Origin of the sequence: Longispora albida DSM 44784 (assembly GCF_000379825.1) — a bacterium.
Taxonomy (GTDB): domain Bacteria; phylum Actinomycetota; class Actinomycetes; order Mycobacteriales; family Micromonosporaceae; genus Longispora; species Longispora albida.
Genome location: NZ_KB903817.1, coordinates 15,745 through 37,571 on the forward strand (window position 1 = coordinate 15,745; position 21,827 = coordinate 37,571).

General features: G+C 69.2%; 14 protein-coding genes and 1 tRNA gene. 9 read left to right on the top strand and 6 right to left on the bottom strand.

Annotation, left to right across the window (positions count from 1 at the left end; all coding sequences use genetic code 11):
- Nucleotides 1-70: 70 nt before the first annotated feature.
- On the bottom strand, nucleotides 71-373 hold the full coding sequence (locus tag A3G1_RS0110180) for a hypothetical protein (RefSeq protein WP_157641038.1): 303 nt from the start codon (nucleotides 371-373) through the stop codon (nucleotides 71-73).
- A gap of 156 nt (nucleotides 374-529) precedes the next feature.
- Between A3G1_RS0110180 and A3G1_RS0110185 the strand changes: the two genes are divergently transcribed.
- The gene (locus A3G1_RS0110185; RefSeq protein WP_018349373.1) at nucleotides 530-1,174 is read left to right on the top strand and encodes an alpha/beta hydrolase; all 645 of its coding nucleotides are present in this window, start codon (nucleotides 530-532) and stop codon (nucleotides 1,172-1,174) included.
- Here A3G1_RS0110185 and A3G1_RS0110190 read toward each other — a convergent pair.
- The 3 genes from A3G1_RS0110190 to A3G1_RS0110200 all read right to left on the bottom strand — a co-directional run bounded on the left by A3G1_RS0110190 (nucleotide 1,161) and on the right by A3G1_RS0110200 (nucleotide 5,644).
- Nucleotides 1,161-1,943, bottom strand: coding sequence for an inositol monophosphatase family protein (locus A3G1_RS0110190; RefSeq protein ID WP_018349374.1), 783 nt, complete (start codon nucleotides 1,941-1,943; stop codon nucleotides 1,161-1,163). The two genes, A3G1_RS0110185 and A3G1_RS0110190, sit on opposite strands and share 14 nt — an antisense overlap.
- 170 nt (nucleotides 1,944-2,113) lie before the next feature.
- A complete protein-coding gene (locus tag A3G1_RS41715; protein WP_018349375.1) occupies nucleotides 2,114-5,068 on the bottom strand; it encodes a M4 family metallopeptidase in 2,955 nt (984 codons plus the stop codon).
- Between the two features lie 63 nt (nucleotides 5,069-5,131).
- Nucleotides 5,132-5,644, bottom strand: a complete 513-nt coding sequence (locus tag A3G1_RS0110200) for a GNAT family N-acetyltransferase (protein WP_018349376.1) — start codon at nucleotides 5,642-5,644, stop codon at nucleotides 5,132-5,134.
- Between the two features lie 283 nt (nucleotides 5,645-5,927).
- Here A3G1_RS0110200 and A3G1_RS0110205 point away from each other — a divergent pair, with 283 nt between their 5' ends.
- Nucleotides 5,928-7,106, top strand: coding sequence for an alanine--tRNA ligase-related protein (locus tag A3G1_RS0110205; protein WP_018349377.1), 1,179 nt, complete (start codon nucleotides 5,928-5,930; stop codon nucleotides 7,104-7,106).
- Nucleotides 7,107-7,126: 20 nt separating this feature from the next.
- Here the strand turns inward: A3G1_RS0110205 and A3G1_RS34130 are convergent, their stop codons facing one another.
- On the bottom strand, nucleotides 7,127-7,687 hold the full coding sequence (locus A3G1_RS34130) for a DJ-1/PfpI family protein (protein WP_018349378.1): 561 nt from the start codon (nucleotides 7,685-7,687) through the stop codon (nucleotides 7,127-7,129).
- A 134-nt stretch (nucleotides 7,688-7,821) separates the two neighbouring features.
- On the opposite strand from A3G1_RS34130, the gene A3G1_RS0110215 reads away from it, so the two are divergent.
- The 5 genes from A3G1_RS0110215 (at nucleotide 7,822) to A3G1_RS0110235 (ending at nucleotide 12,724) form a co-directional block, all read left to right on the top strand.
- Nucleotides 7,822-8,046: a hypothetical protein gene (locus A3G1_RS0110215; RefSeq protein ID WP_245563471.1), complete on the top strand. Its 225-nt coding sequence runs from the start codon at nucleotides 7,822-7,824 to the stop codon at nucleotides 8,044-8,046.
- Nucleotides 8,047-8,086: 40 nt separating this feature from the next.
- Entirely contained in the window at nucleotides 8,087-8,578 is a 492-nt protein-coding gene (locus A3G1_RS0110220; RefSeq protein ID WP_026211995.1) for an SRPBCC family protein, read from the top strand.
- 299 nt (nucleotides 8,579-8,877) lie between these two features.
- Nucleotides 8,878-12,003 (top strand): AfsR/SARP family transcriptional regulator, encoded by a 3,126-nt coding sequence (locus A3G1_RS34135; protein WP_018349381.1) that lies wholly within the window; start codon nucleotides 8,878-8,880, stop codon nucleotides 12,001-12,003.
- A 66-nt stretch (nucleotides 12,004-12,069) separates the two neighbouring features.
- Nucleotides 12,070-12,555 (top strand): hypothetical protein, encoded by a 486-nt coding sequence (locus tag A3G1_RS38370; RefSeq protein WP_018349382.1) that lies wholly within the window; start codon nucleotides 12,070-12,072, stop codon nucleotides 12,553-12,555.
- Nucleotides 12,556-12,647: 92 nt separating this feature from the next.
- A tRNA-Ile gene (locus tag A3G1_RS0110235) sits at nucleotides 12,648-12,724 on the top strand.
- A gap of 208 nt (nucleotides 12,725-12,932) precedes the next feature.
- On the opposite strand, the gene A3G1_RS0110240 is transcribed toward A3G1_RS0110235, so the two are convergent.
- The gene (locus A3G1_RS0110240; protein ID WP_157641039.1) at nucleotides 12,933-13,847 is read right to left on the bottom strand and encodes a hypothetical protein; all 915 of its coding nucleotides are present in this window, start codon (nucleotides 13,845-13,847) and stop codon (nucleotides 12,933-12,935) included.
- Between the two features lie 125 nt (nucleotides 13,848-13,972).
- Here A3G1_RS0110240 and A3G1_RS0110245 point away from each other — a divergent pair, with 125 nt between their 5' ends.
- Both A3G1_RS0110245 and A3G1_RS34140 read left to right on the top strand, forming a co-directional pair.
- Nucleotides 13,973-14,713 carry a MucR family transcriptional regulator gene (locus A3G1_RS0110245; RefSeq protein WP_245563472.1) on the top strand — a complete coding sequence of 247 codons (741 nt, stop codon included), beginning with the start codon at nucleotides 13,973-13,975 and terminating at the stop codon, nucleotides 14,711-14,713.
- Between the two features lie 498 nt (nucleotides 14,714-15,211).
- Nucleotides 15,212-21,823: a polymorphic toxin-type HINT domain-containing protein gene (locus A3G1_RS34140; protein WP_018349385.1), complete on the top strand. Its 6,612-nt coding sequence runs from the start codon at nucleotides 15,212-15,214 to the stop codon at nucleotides 21,821-21,823.
- Nucleotides 21,824-21,827: the final 4 nt, after the last annotated feature.

Below are 21,827 nucleotides of genomic sequence, written 5' to 3' on the forward strand. Positions count from 1 at the left end.
CATACGGGGTTACCGGGCAGTATCAGGGGTGGGTAAAGGTGTCGACTGCTGTCGATATGCAGGGGGCGGGTCAGCCGCCGATGCGCATCAGGCGGTAGCCGAGCGGGTCCGAGGGGTCCTCGATCGCGAGAACGTGCACGCCGGCGTCCGGCCGGACCCGGCGGAACACGTCGCCGAGCGGCTCGTCGGCCCCGGCGACGATCAGGTGGGCTGGCCGCCCGCCGGCCACCTCCCTGACCGCGCGGCGCAGCCGGGGGTCGGCCAGCGACCTCGCCATCCGGGCCGCCGCGTCACGAATGGCGAGCAGGCGCGGATCGGGCTGCGCCCCCGCGCCGGCCGCCCCGCCGCCAGAACCCTGCGTCCCCTGAGTCACGCCCTGAGCCTAGCGAGCGGCCGGGCCCTGCGGCCCGCCGGTTGCCGTCGCGGGCCCCGGACCCCGGTGGTCGACGCGGCGGGGCCGGCTCTGCGATCATCGGTGGGCTTTTCCCTTCCGTGTACCCGGCCACCCGAGCTGAAGGCGCGAACACCCATGACGAACCAGACCGGCCGCCTCGACCTCGCGACAGTCCACTCTGGAGGCCGGGCGCTCCCGGCCGGGCGCAGCGCCGTGCCGCCCGGCGGCCTGCTCCACGTACCCGCAGCCGGACCCAGCCGGATCGTCCTGCTGCTGCACGGCGCGACGCAGGACGCGGAGTTCGCCATGGACCTGCTGGCCGGCCACGCCGACAAGCACGGCCTGCTGCTCTACGCCCCGAAGTCCGGCGGCGTGACCTGGGACGTGATCCGCGGCGGGTACGGGCCGGACGTGGCCAGGATCGAGGCCGAACTGCGGGGCATCCTCGCCAGCACGGGGCCGCTGCCGCTGACGATCGGCGGGTTCTCCGACGGCGCGTCCTACGCTGCCTCGCTCGGCATCATCAACGGCGACATCTTCGACTCCGTGCTGGCCTACTCGCCCGGGTTCGCCGCGCCGACCAGCGCCACCGGCCGGCCGGACTTCTACGTCTCCCACGGCACCGCCGACCGCATCCTCCCGATCGAGCGCTGCGGCCGCAAGCTCGCGGGAACGCTGGAGGACGCCGGGTACCCGGTCAGGTACGACGAGTTCGAGGGCGGGCACACCGTGCCGGCGGACATCATCGAGGCGAGTCTCGCCTGGCTCAACGCTCGCTGAGCAGGTCCACTATGGAGGCGACGGTCTCGGCGCCTCCGGCGACTATGGCCTTCGAGCGCATCGTGTGTGGCGTGCCGTCGTGGTCGGCGACCGTCAGGCCGGCCTCCCGGCAGATCACCGAACCGGCAGCCATGTCCCAGGGCGTGTTGTTGTAGAGGACGACGGCGTCGACCTTGCCCGCCGCGAGGCAGGCCAGGTCGGTGACCGCGCTGCCGAGGATCCGGACGCGCTGGATGTGCGGCACGAGCCGGCTCACGAAGCCGAACCGGTAGGCGTTGCGCTCGTCCGCTCCGTCGCCGTACGCAAAGTCGCCGATGGCCACCAGCGACTCGGCGAGCGGGCGCGGCCGGTGGACGAGCCGGTTGCCGTCGATGTCGAAGGCTCCGGCGCCCTCGGCGGCGTAGTAGCGCTCGCCGAGGAACGGGAGGTCGACCACGCCGAGGACTGACGTCGTGCCCTCGCGGACCAGGCCGAGGCTGACGGCGCACATCGGCAGCCCGTGGGCGAAGTTCACGGTGCCGTCGATCGGGTCGAGTGCCCACATCAGGTCACCGCTGCCGGTCAGGCCCTCCTCCTCGCCGAGGAACGCGATGTCCGGCGTGCGGGTACGGAGGAAGTCGCGGACCGTGCGCTCGACGGCCACGTCCACCTCCGTGACCGGGTCCTTCTCGTTCTTGTAGACGACGGTTTCCGGGCGGGCCTTCGTGGCCAGTGCGCTGCCGAGGGCCACGGCTTCCAGGGCGATCGGGAGCAGGGATGAAGGGTTCACCTGCCAACAGGTACCAGAAAAATCTTTGCTTTTGCTCTCCTGATCTTGATCTGACCTGAAGTGGCCCGGTGAGAACGAATCTGGCAAGCATCGCGGTCTCCCTCGTACCGGTGTTGTACGTGGGAGACCGCGATGCGCAGTCCAGATTCGCTCTCACCGGGTCCAAACGGTCAGCAGGGGCCGGCGTTTTGCCAGACTGCCCAGGACTGGGGCGCGCCCGGTTCGGCTCCGGTGGACCACCAGGTGGAGTTCCACAGGTGACCGTTGTGGGTGACGCGGTCGCCGGGGACGTAGGAAGTGCCGGAACTCCAGCCCGGCACGCCGGAGCAGTTACCGGGCGGGGCTGTCACCGTCAGGGTGTAGACCACCGAGTGCTGGCCGCTGGCTGCGGTCGCGGTGACGGTGAGCTGATAGACCCCGGCGGGTGTGCTGGAACTGGTGGAGACGTTCAGCGTCGCCGAGCCGCCCGAGGTCACCTGGCCGGGGTCGACGTTCGCCGTGGCACCGGACGGCGCTCCGGTGACGGAGAAGGTCAGCAGTTGCGGGTTGCCGGACGTCGTGGCCGTGGAGACGGCGGAGGACGCTGACTGTCCAGCCTGGACGGAGCCGGATGTGGGGTTGAGCGTCACGGAGAAGTCGTTGTTCGTGTCCGTGACGGTCAGGGTGTAGCCGTCGGTCCGCGTGCCGGAGTTGGCCGTGCCGGCGACCGCGAACGTGCTCGTGCCCGGTGGCGTCTCGGCCGCTGTCGTGATCGTCAGCGTCGACGTGCCGCCGGAGGTGACCTGCGGCGGGTCGAAGGTGGCCACGACGCCGCTCGGCAGCTCCATCGCCTGGAGAGTGATGGTCTGCGGGTTGCCGGACACCGTCGTGGTCTGGACGGTCGTGGTCAGCGTGCCGCCGGCCTGGACGGTACCGGAGTTCGGATTCACCGCGACCGAGAAGTCGTCCGGGATCGGCCCGCCGGTGATGGTGAGCGTGTAGCCGTCGGTCCTGGTACCCGAGTTGGCCACCCCGGCCACCGCGAAGACGCTCTCACCGGCCGCCGCCTCGGGATCCGTCGCGATCGTCAGCGTCGACGTACCGCCCGAGGTGACAGTGGGCGGGTCGAACGTCGCCGTCACGCCCTTCGGCAGGCTCTGCGCCGACAGCGTGACCTGCTGCGGGTTGCCGGACACCGTCGTGGTCTGGACGGTCGTGGTCAGCGTGCCGCCGGCCTGGACGGTGCCGGAGTTCGGGTTCACCTTGACCAGGAAGTCGTCGCTGGGAGCGGTGACGATGGTCAGGCTGTACTGCACCGTGTGCGTCCGGCTGCCCGTCCCGGTCACGGTCAGCGTGTGCGTACCGGCCGGGGCCGCGGACGTCGTCGAGATGCTGAGCGTCGCTGAGCCGCCGGACATGACCGACGGCGGCGTGATCGTGGCGGTGACGCCGGCGGGCGCGCCGGTGACGGTCAGGTTCACGTTGTGCGAGACGCCGCTGATCGTGGTCGTGCTGATCGTGCTGGAGAGCGAGCCGCCCGGCTGGGTGCTGCCGGACGCCGGGTTCAGCGAGAGGGTGAAGTCGTTCGCCGGCGGTTCGCAGATCGCCTCGCCGGTCTGGGCCGGCACCGACACGGCGTCCCACGCCGCCTTGGTCTTCGCGTGCAGGGCGCACGTGCTGTCGAGGTTCTTGGCTGCCTGAAGGGTGGTCACCCGGTACTTCCGGTACGTCATGCCGGACGTCTTGAGCAGCATGCCGCCGTAGAACACCTTGCCGGCCAGCTGGATGCCCACCCCGGTCACCGTGGTGTTGTTGCAGGTCGGGCTGTCCGGCTTGCCGCCGCCGGGGCTGGAACCCTCGGCGAGCAGGTAGAACCAGTGGTTGAACGGGCCGGCGGCCTTGTGCGTCTCGGTGCCCGGGATCGCCGACGAGTAGCAGTTCGGGTCGCTGTTGACGAGCGAGGGGTTGTACATGTTGCGGATCGGCCCGCGCCCGACCAGGTTGACCTCCTCGCCGACCAGGTAGTCGGGCTCGTCGAACTCGGCAGGCTCGTTGGCGTACGCCTCGGTCAGCGCGCCGAAGATGTCACCGGTCGCCTCGCCGAGCCCGGCCTCCTGGCCAGCTCCGCCCGGCGTGTACTGGTCGATGGCGTGCCCGTGCTCGTGGCCCACCACGTCCATCGCGGCGATCCACTGGCTGGCGTTGTTCCGGCCGATCTCGATGTGGTCGCCGGTCCAGTACGCGTTGACCTGGTTGAGGCCGACCTGGATCGGCACGCCACGGCCGTTGCCGTCGATGCCGTTGCGGCCCAGCCAGTTCTTCAGCATGTCCCACTGGTTCTTGGTGGACCAGAGCACGTCGACGCAGCCGGTCTCCTTGGACGTCGCCTGGCCGTTGCCCCAGGTGTCCGTGGACTTCGAGAACGGCTGCTTGGTCGCGTAGTCCTGGCAGACGACGCCGGGCCGGTTCGGGTCGGCCGTGGTGTACGCCGACCCGGTGCGGGTGGTGTCGATGGCCAGCGGGTTGGGGCCGTTCCACTGGCTCTGGCCGGTACCGGCGAACACGTCGTCGCGCTGCCCGAGGACGGAACCGTCGTTCGCGTCCACGTACACGTGGAGGCGGCTGGGGGCGGTGGCCGTCGTGCCCGTGACCACGGTCTCCCACGCGAGGCGGGGCGCGGTGTCGCCGACCGTGTAGACGATCAGCCGGCGCGAGTCGACCCGGTCCACAGTGGTCAGCCGGCTCCTGGACGTCGCCTCCGCCGTACTGGCCGCGATGCCGGGAACCGTCGACACCGCGATCGGCCGCCGCGAGGCCACGCTGGTCTCCCGGACCCGCCCCGTGCCGTCCGCGAGCACCACGGCGTCGCCGCCCACGACGGGCAGGCCACGGTACGTGCGCTCGTAGGCGACGGAGAACAGGTTGTTCACCCAGGGAGTGACCATCCTGCGGTCGTACTTCTCGGAACTGCTGCTCCTGGCCAGCGAGTCGAGCCCGCTGGCCACAGCACGGTCAGCGGCCTGCACGGCGAGGACCTGCGGGCTGGGACGGTCTGCTGTGGCCGGTGCCGCCGCGGCTGCTGGTGACGGCCAGAGGACGGCAGGTGCTGCCGCCGCGGCCAGGGTGAGGGCGAGGAATTGTTTCACAAGGACACTCCCCAATCAATCGACATTGATCGAAGTACCTTGTAGCACGCACAGGAAGGTTTCCTAATAATTACTGGGGGAGTTGACACCCTTGCGCGGCCCTTGCGCCTGTTCCTCCCCGAGCTGGCTGGCGGCGAGGGTGTAGCGGACCTTGGCCGACGGCCGCGCGCCGAGCCGCTCGTAGAAGCGCTGGGCACCATCGTTCCACTGTGGAGTCTGCCACTGCAGTTCGTCGTGAGCCCCGGCCGCGACTGCGCGCAGCAGCCGCAGCCCGAGGCCACTGCCGCGCTGCCCCTCGCGGACGAAGAGGCAGTCCAGATGCGTGTACTCCCGCCCGGCCCACGTGGAGTAGTCGACCGTGTAGGTGGCATAGCCGATCAGCCGGTCCCCCTCTGCGGCGATCAGGCAGAAGAGCCTCGGCCGCTGGCCGAAGAGAGCTTCACCGAGTCGTACCGCGAGGTCGGACGGCACTGCTGGTGCCCGCTCGTACGCGGCGTGCTCGGCGCAGATGAGCGCGAGTTCTGGCAGGTCCCCGGCGCGTGCTGCGCGGATCTCGGAATGTGTACCGGCTGGCATGGCTCGACTATCCGGTGCGCGTGGCTGCGTGCGGCAGGGGTGATCGCGCCGGATACCCGCGAGATCTGGCCAGCCGCAATTCGTGTGACGGCTGCCGGGCCCGGGGCTAGGCTGGCCGGCATGACTGTCAGGTTCGGATTCAGCGCTGCCGCGCGAGCTGCTTGCTCGCCGGCCGCCGCCGCTGCCTGACCTCGTTCTCACACCCCGGCGACCGGAGACGGTCGCCGGGGTTTTCGCATGCCCCGGTGCGCTGGTCTCCGTCTTTACAGAAAAGGACAGATCCATGCGTACCTCCGAGATCCGCGACACTTTCCTCCAGTACTTCCGGGAGCGCGGCCACCAGCCGATCACCGGGAGCACCCTCATCCCGCCGCCGGGCGACCCGGTGCTGTTCACGACCTCTGGCATGCACCCGCTGACCCCGTACCTGGAGGGCCAGCGGCACCCGCTCGGCCGCCGCCTGGTCAACGTCCAGCGCTGCCTGCGCACGACCGATCTCGACGAGGTCGGTGACCGCACCCACCTGACGGTGTTCGAGATGCTCGGCTCCTGGTCGCTGGGGGACTACGACGGGCCCCAGAGCCTCCGGTGGGGTTACGAGCTGCTCCGTGACGGCTTCGGCATCCCGGAGAGCCGGCTGCACGTGACCGTGTTCGGCGGCGAGGAACGCCTCGGGCTCCTCGAACCCGACTCGCGGTCACTCGGCACCTGGCGGGAGCTGGGCGTGCCGGTCGAGCTGACCGGTGAGGACAACTGGTGGTCCAACGGCCCGACCGGCCCGTGCGGCCCCGACTCCGAGATCTTCGTCTGGACGGGCGAGGGCACACCGGTCGGCACACCTGGCACCGACAGCAGGTGGGTGGAGGTGTGGAACCACGTCTCCATGCGCTACGAACGCCGGCGGGACCACACCCTGCACCCGCTCCGTCAGTCCAACGTGGACACCGGCATGGGACTCGAACGCCTGATGATGGTGCTCGGCGGCAAGTCCTCGGTCTACGAGTGCGACGTGTTCGAACCGTGGACCCGGACCGTGTCCCAGCTCTGGCCGGGGCTCGGGATCGAGGACTTCCGGGTCGTCTGCGACCACCTGCGTTCCTCGGTGGTCGTGTGCGGGGACGGGATCACGCCGTCGAACACCGGGCGCGGGTACGTCCTCCGGCGGCTGGTCCGCCGTCTGCTGACCGTGCTGTGGCGGCACGACCCCGGCCTCACGCTCGGCGACCTGCCGGACGAGCCGGGCCTGGAGACCCTGGGGCACTTCGGGCAGCCGCGTGAGTGGTACCCGATCCGTGAAGTACTCGTCGGGGAGGAACGCCGCTTCCGCAGCCTGCTCGACCGGGGGCGGCCGGTCGTGTCCAGGCTCCGGCGCCGGGGCGAGCTGACCGGCGGCGACTTCGAGTACCTCCGCGACACCCACGGCCTGCCCCGCGACCTGGTCGAGGAACTGCTGCTCACGTAGCTCACACGTGAGGGGGCTGGTCAGTGCAGTGACGGCTCGCGGAAGTAGGTCAGCGGGGTGGCCTCAGGTTCCCCGTCGAGGTGGCGCAGGATCTCCTCGGCGAACGCGAGGTAGTTCGACCCGGTGGCGGTGACGATGTTGGCATCGGTGACCAGGGTTTCGGCGAGCATCGTGCCCCGGCCGTCGACAGCGGCGTACGCGGCCTCGTCCGGGGTCAGCGAAGCGGTGTAGCTGGCGTTGTCCAGGACGCCGCTGTCGGCGAGCAGGGCCGGCCCGGCGCAGATGGCGGCCAGCAGCTTGCCCCGGGCGTGCATGGCCTGGATGAGGTTCGTGAGGCCGGGGTGCTGGAACAGGCTGGCGGGGAACCCGCCGGGGATGATCAGCGCGTCGTAGGCGTCCGGGTCGATGGCGGCGACGGCCTGGTCCGGCTGGATGGTCAGCCGGCCGGTGGAGACCACCGGCTGGGTGGTGGGGCCGACCGTGGTCAGCGTGTGCCCGGTGCCCTGGAGCGCGGTGACGAGCACGGCGATCTCGAACTCGGCGAAGCTGTCGTAGACGAACAGCAGGATCTTCTTGTGCATGATCGCGCACGGTATCCGGCTCACGGCGCCGCTGAGGGGGAATTATCGGCAGGAGCAGGTCAGCGGGTCGCGGAGATGTTTCCGGCCGGCGTGGTGGCTTGCCGGAATTCGCGCGTGTGTTCGAGACTCCGTGGGTGGAGGAAATCGCTGCATGGCACAACGGCCTGACCGGTATCGACCAGATGATTGTCTTCGTCCGGCGTAATCCGGCGGGGCTCTGCGAGGTGGAAGTCCGGACCGTGGAGGGCTCCCGTCTCCAGGAACTGCTGACCGAGGCCAACGCCCTGGCCCTCGCCGCCCAGATCCGCAAACGGGCCAGGGGCCGGTGGGAACGAGTACTCGTACCTGCTGAGCTCTGACCTCAGGCACCGGCCGCCGCCGGGGCAGCACAATGGTCCCGTGCCAGTTGTGGAAGCCTCCGTCGTCGTGCCGGTGCCCCCGGCCCTCGCGTTCGCCGTGTCGCAGACGACCGCGCCCGTCCGGTACCGCTGGGATCCGTTCATCCGCGAGCAGCACTTCGCAGACGGTGCGACCCGGCCGGGCAAGGGCGTGCGCACGTTCACCCGGTCGCGGCACGGGATCGTGATGGTCAGCGAGTACGTGTCGTACAACCCGCCCAGCAACGTCGGCATGAAGATGGTGCGCGGGCCGTGGTTCTTCGAGGTGTTCGCCGGCGGCTGGCGGTTCGGGCCGGCCGCCGAGCCGGGGCACGCGACAGCCGTCTGGCGGTACAGCTTCCGGTGCCGCCCGGCCTGGCTCCGGCCGGTCGCGGAGCGGATCGGGGTGTGGCTGCTCGGCCGGGACATCCGCCGCCGGATCCAGGGCTACGCCCGGGGCTGCGCGGATCCGGTGGTGCTGGACGCGGCCAGGGAGACGCTCGGGCACGACTGACCGCCGGGTCTGACAGCCGCGGGGTTCCCGGGCCATAATCGGCGCTGAGGTCGCACCCACGGGGCATGGTCATCTATGGGATCCCCGCTCTGCTGTCACCAGGGCGGGCCGGGGCGGCGAGCGGCGGCCGGCTGCCGGGAAGATCAGGTAACGGCCCGCGCGCTGGCTGGTCACAGCACGCTTAAGGCTTGGTGACGACAGCGGGACCCCCGGGGTGTGGCAGGCATACTGTGCCAGCTCAGGGCCCCGGACTCGTACCGCCGGGTGCCCGAGGGGATGCGTCCGGGGGGTCGGTGGCGGTGGAGTTCCAGGTGTTGGGGCCGTTGCGGGTCGTGCGCGGCACCGAGGAGGTGTACCTCAGCTCGGCCCGCAAACCGCGCCTGCTGCTGGCCGCGCTGCTCGCAGCGGCTGATCAGCCACTGTCGGCCGAGCGGCTGATCGAGATCGTCTGGGACGGTGCCGCCCCGTCGTCGGCCCGGCGGAACCTCCAGCAGTACGTGCACCAGCTCCGGCTGGCGCTCGGGCCGGAGTATCTGGTCAGCACCCCGTCCGGGTACACGCTGGCGGCAGGTGGCCGCCTGGACGCCGCCCGGTTCAGCACGCTGGCCGACCAGGGCATGGCCACGCTGGCCGCCGGGGACGCCTGCCAGGCCCACCATCTGCTGACCGCGGCGCTGGACCTGTGGCGGGGGCAGGCCTTCGAGGAGTTCGTGGCGTGCGGCCAGATCGCCGAGCACGCCGAACGGCTCGAACAGCTCCGGCTCGCCGCCCGGCACAAGCGGCTGGAGGCGCAGGTCGAGCTGGGCAGGCACACCGAGGCCGCGGTGGAACTGGCGGAGCTGGCCCGCGAGTACCCCTTCCACGAGGACATCTGCGCCCTGCTCATGCTGGCCTGCTACCGGTCGGGCCGCCCGGCGGAGGCACTCGCCGCCTACCGCACGGCCCGGGAGGAACTCGGCGGCCAGCTCGGCCTCGAACCGGGCCCCGAACTCACCCGCCTGCACCTCGCCGTCCTCAACCGCGACGCGAGCCTGCTCAAGCCGGCCGCCCCACCCCGCCAGGCGGCCGTGCAGGGCCTGCCGGCCACGGTACCGGCGTTCACCGGCCGCGCCGCCGAACTGGACGGGCTGACCGAGCTGACCACGGCCCCGGCGAGCGGCCCGGTCGTCCTGTCCGGCCCGGGCGGGGTCGGGAAGACGGCACTGGCCGTCCACTGGGGACACTCGAACGCCGGGCGGTACCCGGACGGCCAGCTCTACGTCAACCTGCGCGGCTACGACGAGGCCCGCCCGGTGGCGGCGGCAGAGGCACTGGGCCGGTTCCTGCGCGCGCTCGGCACGCCGCCCAACCGGATCCCGCTGGACGAGGACGAGGCGGCTGAGCGGTACCGTTCGGCGCTCGCCGGCCGCCGGATGCTCATCCTGCTCGACAACGCGAGCACGGCAGAGCAGGTCAGGCCGCTGCTGCCCGGCGAGCCCGGCTGCCAGGTCGTGGTGACCAGCCGGGACCGGCTGACCGGCCTGGTCGCCAGGGACGGCGCCCGGGGGCTGCCGCTCGGCCCGCTCAGCCCGGCCGAGGCCGTCTCCCTGATCAGCGGCATGATCGGATCCGCGAGGGCCACGGCGGAGCCGGAAGCGGTGGGGGCGCTCGCTGAGGCGTGTGACCGGCTGCCACTGGCGCTGCGGATCGCTGCGGCCCAGCTCGCCGCACTGGCGTACCGGACGGTCGCCGAGCACCTGGCGGAGCTGGCCGCGGGCGGGGCACTGGACGCGCTGGCGGTGCCGGGTGATCCGGGTACCGCCGTGCGGGCCGTGTTCGGCCAGTCCTACGCCCGGCTGCCGGAGGGCGAGCGGCGGCTGTTCCGGCGCCTGGGCCTGGTACCCGGCTCGGACTTCACTCCGGAGGGCGCCGCGGCGCTCGGTGACCTCGGGGTGGCCGGGGCCGGCAGGCTGCTGGCCGGCCTGGCGGAGGCGCACCTGGTCGAGATGACGGGGCCGGGGCGGTTCGGCATGCATGACCTGCTGCGCGAGTACGCGAAAGAGATCTGCTCGGCGGAGGACTCCACTGTGGAGCGTGCGGCCGCTGTGGGCCGCCTCCAGAGCCACTACGTGCGTTACGCCCGGGCGGGCATGCAGCTCTTCTCCAGCGAGAGCTTCGTGGCGCCGGGCGTGACCGTCTTCGCCACGGAGCCGGAGGCCCTGTTCGCCGGCAAGCCGGAGGCACAGGCCTGGCTCGACGCGGAACGCTCCAATCTCACGGCGGCCATCTGCGCGGCCGCCGGCCCCGGGCAGGCCGGCTTCGTGTGGCGGCTCGCGCACGTGATGCGCCGTTACTTCGGCCAGTGGCCGCACCTCGGCGAATGGTTCACGGTCGGGCGGGCGGCGCTCGGTGCGGCCTCGGCCGCCGGTGACCTGATGGGCGTGATGACGGCGGAGTCCTCGCTGGGGCTGGCGTGCATCCGGGCCAGCCGGTACGCGGAAGCGATCGGGCACTTCGAGCGGGCGGCGGCCCTGAGCGGGGAGCACGGCTGGACCAATGCCGAAGCCCTCGACGAGATGCTGCTCGGCCTGGCCCTCATGGAGTCCGGTGACCTGCGCCGGGCCGCGGCCTGTCAGCGCCGCGCGCTCGCCCTCAACGAGGAACTCGGCAACGCGCCAGGGATCGGCGCGAGCCTGGGCAACCTGGCCGGCGTCCACTTCGAGCTCGGTGACCTGGCCGAGGCCCGCGGCTACCTGCTCCGCGCCCTGGAGATCCGTGGCGGTACGCACGCCGGCCGCGCTCCGGTCGTGTCCAACCTGGGCATCGTGTCGATGTTCCTCGGCAGGTACCCCGAGGCGCTCGGGCACCTCACCGACGGGCTGGCCTGCTACGGGACGCTGGGCGAGGCGATGCGCGCCGGCCCGCTCAACGCGCTGTCCGAGCTGTACCGCGACACGGGCGACCTCGCGGCGGCCCTCGACCACGCCCGGCAGGCCCTCGCGGCGGCCCGGCCGGCCAAGCGCAGCTACGACGAGGCCGACGCGCTCAACAACCAGGCCAGCGCCCAGTACCTGACGGGACACGTCGGCGCGGCCATCACCCTCCACACCGAAGCACTCGAACTGGCCAGGGAAGCCGGCCTGCCCCACGCCGAGATCTCCGCACTGGTCGGCCTGTCGGCCGCACAGTCGGCGAACAGCCCCGAACGCGGCGCCGAGCTGGCCGCCGACGCGGTCTGCCTCGCCCGCCAGCGCGGCTACCGGCTCAGGGAAGGCATCGGGCTCACCGCCCTCGCCAGCGCCGAACTGGCGGCCGGGCGGCTCGCGGAGGCGGAGAGCGCGGCGCGGGCGGCGGCGGAGATTCACCAGCCTGCCGGGTACACCCTCGGGCTCACCCGCAGCTTGGCCATCCTCGACCTCCTCGACCAGGCCCGAAAGCGGGCTTAAACGACCTTTCGCTCATGGCATCCGTGCCAGCAAGATCCGGGGCCGGCGTAGCCTAGAGTCGAACAGGTGTTTGATACTCTGCTGACGGGCACCTGGCGGGCGAGGCTGGACGAGCTGGAGTTCGTCCTGGTCAGTGAGGCCCCCACCTGGGAAGAGATCGAGGCCGTGAGCGGCTGCGGCGGGCCGATGTCGACCGGCTTCGTGACGGAGCCCGGACGGCTCGTCCTGATGACCGGCATCGGCGACCTGCCGCTGAGCAGGCAGGAATGGGCCGCAGGCCGATCCTTCGCCCTGCCACCCGCCGACCCCTCCGGCCGGATCCCGATCGCCGTCCGGCTCATCACCGGCGGTCACGGCATGGAAGTGGCCGCCGGCCACACGAGCTGGCCAGCCTGGTTCGGCGAGCAGCTGACGCAGGCCCTCGCTCACGGCCACAGCGCGACTCCCGCACCGATGATCTGCACACCCATCACCCCCAAGGTGTACCCGGCGGAGCACAGCCCCCTCGCACCCCGCCAGGCCCGCCCCCTCACCCTGGCCACCCGCCCCTGACCAGCACTCCACATCGGAACCGGCCGCCCAGCCGCCATCCGGGGACTGGGGCGGCGGCGGGCCGGCCAAGCCCGGTAGGCTGTGCCAGGTTGGGGGCGGTAGCTCAGCCGGTCAGAGCAGAGGACTCATAATCCTTGGGTCGTGGGTTCGAGCCCCACCCGCCCTACCACGTTGACCTGCGTAAACACGGTTTCTGCCTGCGGGAGCGTGCCCGTTTTGCGGGCCGTGGTGCTCCTAGGGTGCTCCTCCGTTGTGTAGCTGTTAGTCCGGTGGGCTGAGCATGGTGCTGCTGGCGGCTGGTTGGTCCGCGGTTCCTGGGGGAGCACATGCGGCGGCTGGCTCGAATGCAGGGGAACTGGCTGGGCTTTCCGAAGCCGCTACGGGTTCTTTCCCGGCTGGCGCCGGAGGCCGGGATGCGTCAGCTGGCGGTCGTCGCTCCTGCCGGCTGAGTGGGCCCTCGATGACACGGTCAGCCTAACCCTCGCTAGGAAACCTGCTGGATTCTCCTGCGCCGTAGCTTGGGCGAGTCTGGGCGGTGAGCGTGGCAGGTGCGAGAGGGCGTAGAGGGCGGAGGCTGGGGCTTTGGAGTACCAGGGAGCGACCTCGGCGTAGTCGTTCGATGCCTTGTCTGCGAGGCCGGGCGGGAGCTCGTCTCCGCAGAGCAGTGCTGCGGCTGTGCCGTAGCAGCGGTCGTAATCAAGATCCAGCTCTGAGGTGAGGCCGGGGTAGTCGGCCGCGAGTTTCGCCGCGCAGGTGGCCAGGCCGGCGAAGTCCTGGCGGGTGCGGAGCTCGGTCAGGGTGAGGACGGCGATGGCGAACGCTGGTGCCAGCCATGCTGCCGTGTCTGGTTCCGGGCCGGTGACAAGAACAACGGCCAGGGTGGCTGCGGCCGTGGCGAACACCGCGGCGGGGAACGCGGCCGGCAGCTTGTTGCGGAGACGGCGGCGGCCGTCCAGCGGAAGCCACCAGTCCAGCGTCACCTTCACCGGCCACCGGTGAAGGCAGATCGCCGCATCGCCTGTGAACCAGGTCCTGGCGAACCGCCCGGCCCCGATGTGGATGCTGGCGAGCCGCAGCCTGGCTGTGAGGACACCCGTGAGCTGAGCGATCAGGAACACGGTGTGCGCTGCTGCTGCCAGGAGAGCTACCCGGCCTGCTTCAGCCCAGTCCGGCGGTTCCGGGAGAAGAACCGGCCGGGTGATCACGAGGTAGAGCCCGGCTCCGGAGGTGAGGCTGAGAGCTTTCGCGTTGGCTGCGGAGTACTGGGGCGGGGTTTGTTCAGGAGCAGGCACCGGGAAGGGTACAGATCCCCGGGAACACACCCCCCCACGGCCCAGTCCACGGCCTTGACGGCGCTGCGGGGGCGGGTTTGCGCGGATGGGGCAGGATCGGCAACGGGATGGCTGGGGGTGTTGTGGTGCTGGGTGTGCAGCCAGAGGCGGATGGGCAGCTGATGTGCCTGGAGTGCGAGCGATGGCTGCGGGCACTGGGCGCGCATCTGCGCGTGCACGAGATGACGGCGGCGGAGTACCGCTACCGTCATGAGCTGCCGGCGACCATGGCCCTGGTATCAGCGGATCTGCGGGAAACCTTCGCCGCCCATGGCCGCAAGCATTACCCGGAACGGCGCGAGGTCCTGCGCCCTGATGAGGCGACCCGCGCACGGTCACTGCGGAAAGCGCGCCAGGCCATGCGGGACAGCGCGGCCAGGGCCGGGACCCGCAGGCTCCTGCGCGAACAGGCCGCTGGGCGAGCCTTGCGCCAATCACAGGAAGCGGCCGCACGCCACGAAGCCCAGGTGCGTGCGCTCGGCTACACGGGCCTGGCCGCGTTCTTCGCGGCGCACGACTCCTACCCGGACCGCTATATCGCGGGCCTGCTGGAGGTGTCGGAGTCGACAGCGGGCACGCTCAGGTCCCGGCACGCCGGGGACCGGGAGGTGACGGGAGCAGCTCGCAGGGCACAGCAGACCCGCAGGTCCACCCGCCGCACCTACGACGAGCGCGCCGCCCGGGCCGGCTTCACGGGTATCACCGAACTGCTCCAATTCCATACAGGACGGCCCGATCGCGAGATCGCCCAGCTGCTCGGAGTGTCTGTGCAGACCGCCAACCGCATCCGCCGTGACCCGAGAATGACAAACCCAGACCCCGGATAGGGCACAGCGCGCGTCATCATGGCGGCGGGTCTTGCCTAGGCCAGAGGGTGGCACTCGTGCCTGGCTGGTGGAAGCAAGGTGCCTGGGAGGGCACGAGCCAGCCGTGTTGCCATCTGGGCTCATGGCGTGGATGTGGCGGCGTGGCGAATCGGCCGGCTGCCGCCAGCCTGCTCGCGAGCGAGCCTGGAGCATGTCGGTGCCATCCAGGGCATTCCAATGCTATTGGTCTGTTATGGACACTGCGGAGTGTGATCTGTCTGCGGCTTGAGTGCGGGCTGCTTGGTGACGGAAAGTATTGATTGCGGGGAGTGGCTGGGTCTCCGTATGGTCATCGCCTGCTTGTTGCTGTCGAGACCGGGGAGGGTCTGCGTGCTTGCACGCCGTGGCTTTGCCGTGCCCATTTTCGTGGCTGCGGTTGCCTTTTCGCTGTTACCGGGTGTTCCTGCTCTGGCTGAGCCAGGGGCTGGTGCGCCGTCACTGAACGAGAAGTCTGTACCGGTGCAGCCGGTCGTCCCGAAGACGCTGCCGGCCCCGCCGATGCCGGCGTGGCAGGCTCCGGCGGAGTCCTGGCCGATTCCGGGTGCGTATGAGGCTGTTGTCCCGCAGTCTTCGCCGGAACTGCAGGCGGGGCAGCTGGCCGCTCCGTCCGCGGAGGCCAAGGGTTCGGAGGCTGGCTCGTGGTCGAAGGCCGGATCCTCTGCGTTCTCCGTCCGGGCCCGCAAGTCCACATCGTCGCTTGCTGCGGCTGAGCCGCGTACGGCGAAGGAGGCGGCTGCGGGGCCGCCGTCGAGTGTGAAGGTGATCGTCGCTGACCGTGCGGTGGCGAAGAAGGCCGGTGTTCCCGGTGTGCTGTTCACGGTGAAGCGTTCCGATGGTGTGGCGAAGCCGGGTTCTGTCGGTCTTGGCCTGGACTACGCGGGTTTCGCGCAGGCTCTCGGTTCGGACTACGCGTCGCGGCTGCGGCTGGTTGCTCTTCCCGGGTGTGCGCTGACCACCCCGGAGCTTGCGCAGTGCCAGACGCAGACTCCGCTGCCGGATTCGGCGAACGCGTGGGGTGACAAGCGGGTCTCGGGCACGGTGACCGCCTACGCGGACCAGGGGTTCTCGTCGTTCGCGGACGCACCTTCGGGTGCGTATGCGGCGACGACGGGGCCGGGGTCGTTCACGTCCACGCCGCTGTCGATGGCGGGGGAGTGGGCGGCGGGCAGCCAGTCCGGGGACTTCAATTATTCGGTGCCGATGGGCGTACCGGAATCAGCGGGTGGCCTGGATCCGAAGGTCGCCTTGTCGTACTCCTCGCAGTCCACCGACTCACGGACCCTGTCCACCCAGGGCCAGGCCAGCTGGGCCGGCGAAGGCTGGGACCTGACGATGGGGTTCATCGAACGGCAGTTCACCTCGTGCACGGGGAAGCCGAACCCGGGCGATCTGTGTTACGCCTCCGACCACGTCACGATGAACCTGGGCGGGAAGTCCACCCAGCTGATCATCGATCAGGGCACCGGCCAGTTCAAGCCGGTCAATGACGACGGGTCGAAAGTCGAGCGCCTCAACGGTGCCGCCAACGGTGAGGGCGGCAACGGTGAGCATTGGAAGATCACCACGGTCGACGGGACGCAGTACTGGTTCGGGCTGGGTGGCCGGTGGGGTGTCGACAACGGAGATGTCACCAAGTCCGCGTGGATGACGCCGGTGTGGGCGACGGATCCGTCGCACCGCTGCTACAACGCCACCTACAGTGCGTCGCATTGCCGGCGTGCGTGGCGGTGGAACCTGGACTACGTCGTCGATGCGCGCGGTAACTCGATGACGTTGTTCTATGAGCGGGAGTCCAACTGGTACGGCGCGTACAACAACACCATCTCCTACCAGGTTGATCGCGGCGGGTACCTGTCGCGGATCGAGTACGGCACCCGGCAGGGTTCTGAGGGTGGTGGTGCGCCGTACCGGGTGCTGTTCGCCCCGGCCGAGCGTTGTTTCGCCGCGGTGTGCATCGGGAATAGCGCTGGCTGGCCGGATACGCCGTGGGATCTGTGGTGCCAGTCCGGCACCGCGTGCCCGAACAACCAGTCGCCGACGTTCTGGACCTCAGTGCGCCTCGCCTCGGTGACGACCCAGTACTGGCACCCGGAATCGGGGGCCTACCGGCAGGCCGATCAGTGGCGTCTGAAGCACTGGTTCCCGGATCCGGGTGACCTGACCGCGCCGTCGTTGTGGCTGGGGTCGATCGAGCACACCGGCGGCTACACCAGTAACAGCCTCGACTCGCCTGTCATCTACTTCGACGGGCAGGTCCTGCCCAACCGGGTGGACTACAACACCGCCGCGGCCGCGCCGACGATGAACAAGTACCGGATGTGGCGTATCACCCCGTCCACCGGCTCGCAGACCGTTGTCACGTTCGACCCCAACGCCGCATCTGGTGCCGGCTGCTCCGTGACAGTACAACCCGCATCAGCGGATCAGAACGATCGCAGGTGTTTCCCGCAGTACTACACGCTCGACCCGAAGAACATCCCCAATGGCACCGGGTGGGGCTGGTTCCACAAGTATGTTGTCGCCTCCGTGAAGGAGGTTGACGTCACGGGCGGCAGCCCGGACGAGTGGTGGACCTACAACTACACCAACACTGGCTCGTCCAGTACCGCGTTGTGGCGGCACGACGAGAACCACACCCAGCTCGACTACAACAAGCGGTCCTGGAACAGGTGGCAGGGCTACACCAACGTCCTCACCTGGCACGGCCAGGGCGGCGCGGTGGAGTACTCCACGAAGACCTACTACCGGGGCATGAACGGCGACCGCGTCGGCACCACCGACGGCGCACGCAGCGTCACCCTGAAAGACTCCTGGGGCTACACGTGGACCGATCACGAGTACCTCGCGGGCACCGTGCGTGAGGAATACGCCTACGACAACTCCGGTGCGACCCCGCAGGCACGCACGCACGCCGTGTACGACACGGTCGGTGTGAACACGTCGTGGCAGCCGTTCTGGGGCGGGCACTCCGGCTACCAGATCCGCACGAACGCCACCTACACCGACACTTACATCGCCGCCACGGGCGGGTGGCGCAAGACGATCACCCGCAACACCTACGACTCCTACAACCTCATCACCAAGGCCGAAGACCTGGGCGATGAGACCACCAGTGCTGATGACGTCTGCACCAGCACCAGCTACGCCCGCGACACCGCCCGGCACCTGATCGATTACGTGTCGCAGACCCTCACCACCAACTGCGCGGCCAGCCCGGCCGACGCGGACTATCTCGGTGGCAGTCAATGGAAGTACGACGGCAGTAACTTCGTCGGCGCGGCACCCGTGAAGGGCAATGCCACGCAGACCAACCTGCTCCACCGGCCCGCGGGCACGATCGAGTGGTGGCAGATGGACACCGCCACCTTCGACGACTACGGCCGCGTACTGACAGCCACCGACCCGATCGGGCGGACCACCACCACCGCATACGGCCCGCAGAACGGCCACCCGACCACAACAGTCACCGTCGATAACGCCGCCGGGCACCGCACCGTCACCACCATCGACCCCGCCCACGGGATGCCGCTGACGGTCACCGACCCCAACGGCAAAGTCACCACCACCCAGTACGACCCGCTCGGCCGGCTCACCAAAGCCTGGCGCGCCAACAGGTCAGACCCCGCGAAACCCGATGTCGCCTACACCTACCACCTGCCGTCGTGCTCGTTCAGCAACAACGTCTACACATGCAGCAACACACCCCACGTGAAGACGTCCGCGCTGGGCCCGAACGGCAACATCATCGACTCCTACGAGATCTTCGACGGGCGGCTGCGGCCCCGCCAGACCCAGGCCATCACCCAGGACGGCAAAACGTCCCTGACTGACCAGCACTACGACAACGCCGGCCGGGTATGGCTCACCAACGCCTACAAAGCCGATCGGGTCCCGTCCGGAACCCTGTACTACGCCGCCGACGCCGAAGTCCCCGTCCAGCACCTCATCACCTACGACACCCTCGGCCGCCCAGTCACCGACACGCTGCGCAGCAAGGGCACCCAGATCTCCCAGACCCAGACCACCTACGGCGGCGACCGCATCACCATCACCCCGCCAGCCGGCGGCACCGCGAACACGGCGATCAGCGACGCCCGCGGCCGGACCACCACACTGCGCGAGTACCTCGGTTCCCAGCCGACCGGCACTTACCAGGACTCCACGTTCGGCTACGACCGGCTCGGGCAGCGGACCACGATCAAGGACGTAGACGGCAACACCTGGACTAGCACGTACGACATGCTCGGGCGGATCACCGCGAAGAACGACCCGGACACCGGCAGCACGTCGATGACCTACGACGCGGCCGGGCAGCTCACCACGGCGACCGACGCGCGCGGTGTGAAACTCGGCTACAACTACGACAACCTCGGCCGCAAGACTGGCGTCCAGAAGGACGTTTCCGGGACCGTCAAGCTTCTGGCGTCCTGGACGTACGACACCCTCGGTAAGGGCATGCCCGTCTCGTCCTCCCGCTACGAGGGCGCCGACACGTGGACCACCGCGGTCACGGGCTACAACGACGACTACCAGCCACTCGGCTCATCTATCACCGTCCCGGCCTCCCAGGGAACGCTCGCCGGCACCTACACCGTCAGCGCCACCTACAAGACAGACGGTTCTCTTGCCACGCAGACCATGCCCGCCGCCGGTGGCCTTCCCGCAGAAACCCTGACCCACACGTACGCCGACACCGGGCACCCGCTCACGATGACCGGCCTGGACACCTACGTGTCGGATACCTGGTACCACCACGATGGCGGCGTGTACCAGCGGACTCTGGGCGCTGGAACGAAACGCGTCAAAATCACCGCTGAGCGGGATGACGCGACGCTCCGGCTCGACAGGACGATCCTGTCTATTGAGCAGGTGCCGGGTTCCTTTGCGGAGGAGTACAAGGAGAAGTACTCCTACGATCTCGCAGGCAACGTCACAGGCATTGCCGAAACGAAAAACGCGTCGGTCACGGGAACACAGTGCTTCCAATACGACGGCCTCCAGCGGATGACCGAAGCGTGGTCCACAAGCTCAGCCTCCTGCCAGGCCACGCCTTCCCAGGGCATCATCGGCGGAGCCGAGCCGTACTGGACGTCCTACACGTTCGACAAAGCCGGCAGCCGCAAGGCAGAGACGCGGCACAATGCCAGCGGCGACACCGTCCGCACCTACACCACCCCAGCGGCACTGTCGGCGAAACCGCATTCACTGACGAAGATCGACACAAAGATCGGGGCAGGCGCGTCCTCCACGACCGACCAGTTCACCTACGACGCCGCAGGCAACACCAAAACCCACAACGACAAGACGTTCACCTGGAACGACTTCGGCAACGTCGCATCCATCACGTCCCCGGCGGCAACCTCGGGCTTCGTGTACGACGCCGACGGAACCCGCGTCCTGCGCACCGACGCGACAGGCCGCACCCTGTACCTGGGCGCAACCGAGCTGCACGCCACCGCACTAGACGCCACACCCACCGCCACCCGCACCTACAGCTCCGGCGTAACCATCGCCGTGCGCACCACCACCGGCGGGCTCACCTGGATGGCCGAAGACCACCACGGCACCGGCCAGGCCACCATCAACGCCACCACCCTCGCCGTCACCCGCAAGCGAACCGACCCCTACGGCAACGTACGCGGGACGATCCCAGCCTGGCCCAGCCAGCGCGGATTCGTCGGAGGCATCAACGACCCCGGCACCGGCTACATCCACATCGGAGCACGCCAGTACGACCCCGCAACAGGCCGATTCCTGTCCGCCGACCCCATCTTCGACGACACCGACCCCCAGTCCTGGCACGGCTACGCCTACGCCAACAACGCACCCGTCACCAGCTCCGACCCCACCGGCTTGAAGCTGCTCCGCCAGCCTGGAGGCGAACCCGGCGTTGTCGGCGGCGGCGGAGGTGGGGGTGGAGGCGGCGCTCTGGGCTTCATCAGCCGCCAATGGCGGGCGATCAAGGGCAGCAAGTCAGCCAAACCCAAGCCGAACCCGCCCACCATCCGCCCACGGACCCCGACGGAGGTTGAGACGGCAGGCACCCAGTCCCGTGCCCAGCAGAAGCGCTTCGACAGCGAAGCCGCCCGCCGTACCGGCAACAACGACCCCAAGACCTCAACTACTACGACAACTACGACCAGAACACCTCGCACCGACCCCAAAATCACCAAGACTGTCAAGAAGCTCGAGAAGGACGGCGTAGACAAAGCCGATGACGTTGCGGACGACGGGGGCGGCTGCCACAGCTTTGACCCGGCTACCCCGGTTCTTATGGCGGACGGTACGGCAAAGCCGATCGCGGACATCAGAGAAGGTGACCAGGTCACCGCTACTGACCCAGCGACTGGTGACACCACCAGCCAGCCTGTAACGCAACTTCATATCAATCAAGACGAGGAACTCACCGACCTCACCGTCGCCACTCCAGCCGGTACGACCGCTACCCTCTACACCACCCAGAACCATCCCTTCTGGAACGCCACCACCGGCCAATGGGCACACGCAGCTACTCTCCTTCCAGGCGAGCAGCTGCGAACCCCGGCCGGAGAAACCGTTGCGGTCAGAGATGTCCGCAGCTACATCGGCAGCAAGCAGATGCGCGACCTGACCGTTGCCGTGATCCATACCTACTACGTGATCGCTGGCGCGACGCCGGTTCTCGTGCACAATGTCAACGGGATCCCCTGCAAGGATGTCCCCACGATGGGTAAAGGAATCCCGACCCGGGAGCCAGCTACGGTCGGATCAGCCGCGAGTCACAACTACAAGGAGACGTTCTTCAAGGCGAATCCCGGCCTTCGCGGTAATGTAGTGGTCCACCACGCGATCGAGCAGCAAGTGCTCAGGAGGTACCCAGGGCTATTCTCCCCAGCCGAGATTCATTCACTACAGAATCTGCGCGGCATCCCCAAGGGTACTGTCAACAATCGAGCACACCTAAGCGAGATCAGGAAATTGTGGAACGGATTCTATGACTCACATCCGAATCCGTCACGCAAGGAAGTCCTCGACTTCGCCACTCACGTGGATGATTCACTTGGAAACTTCTTCAAGCCGAGGAGGCGATAGCTAT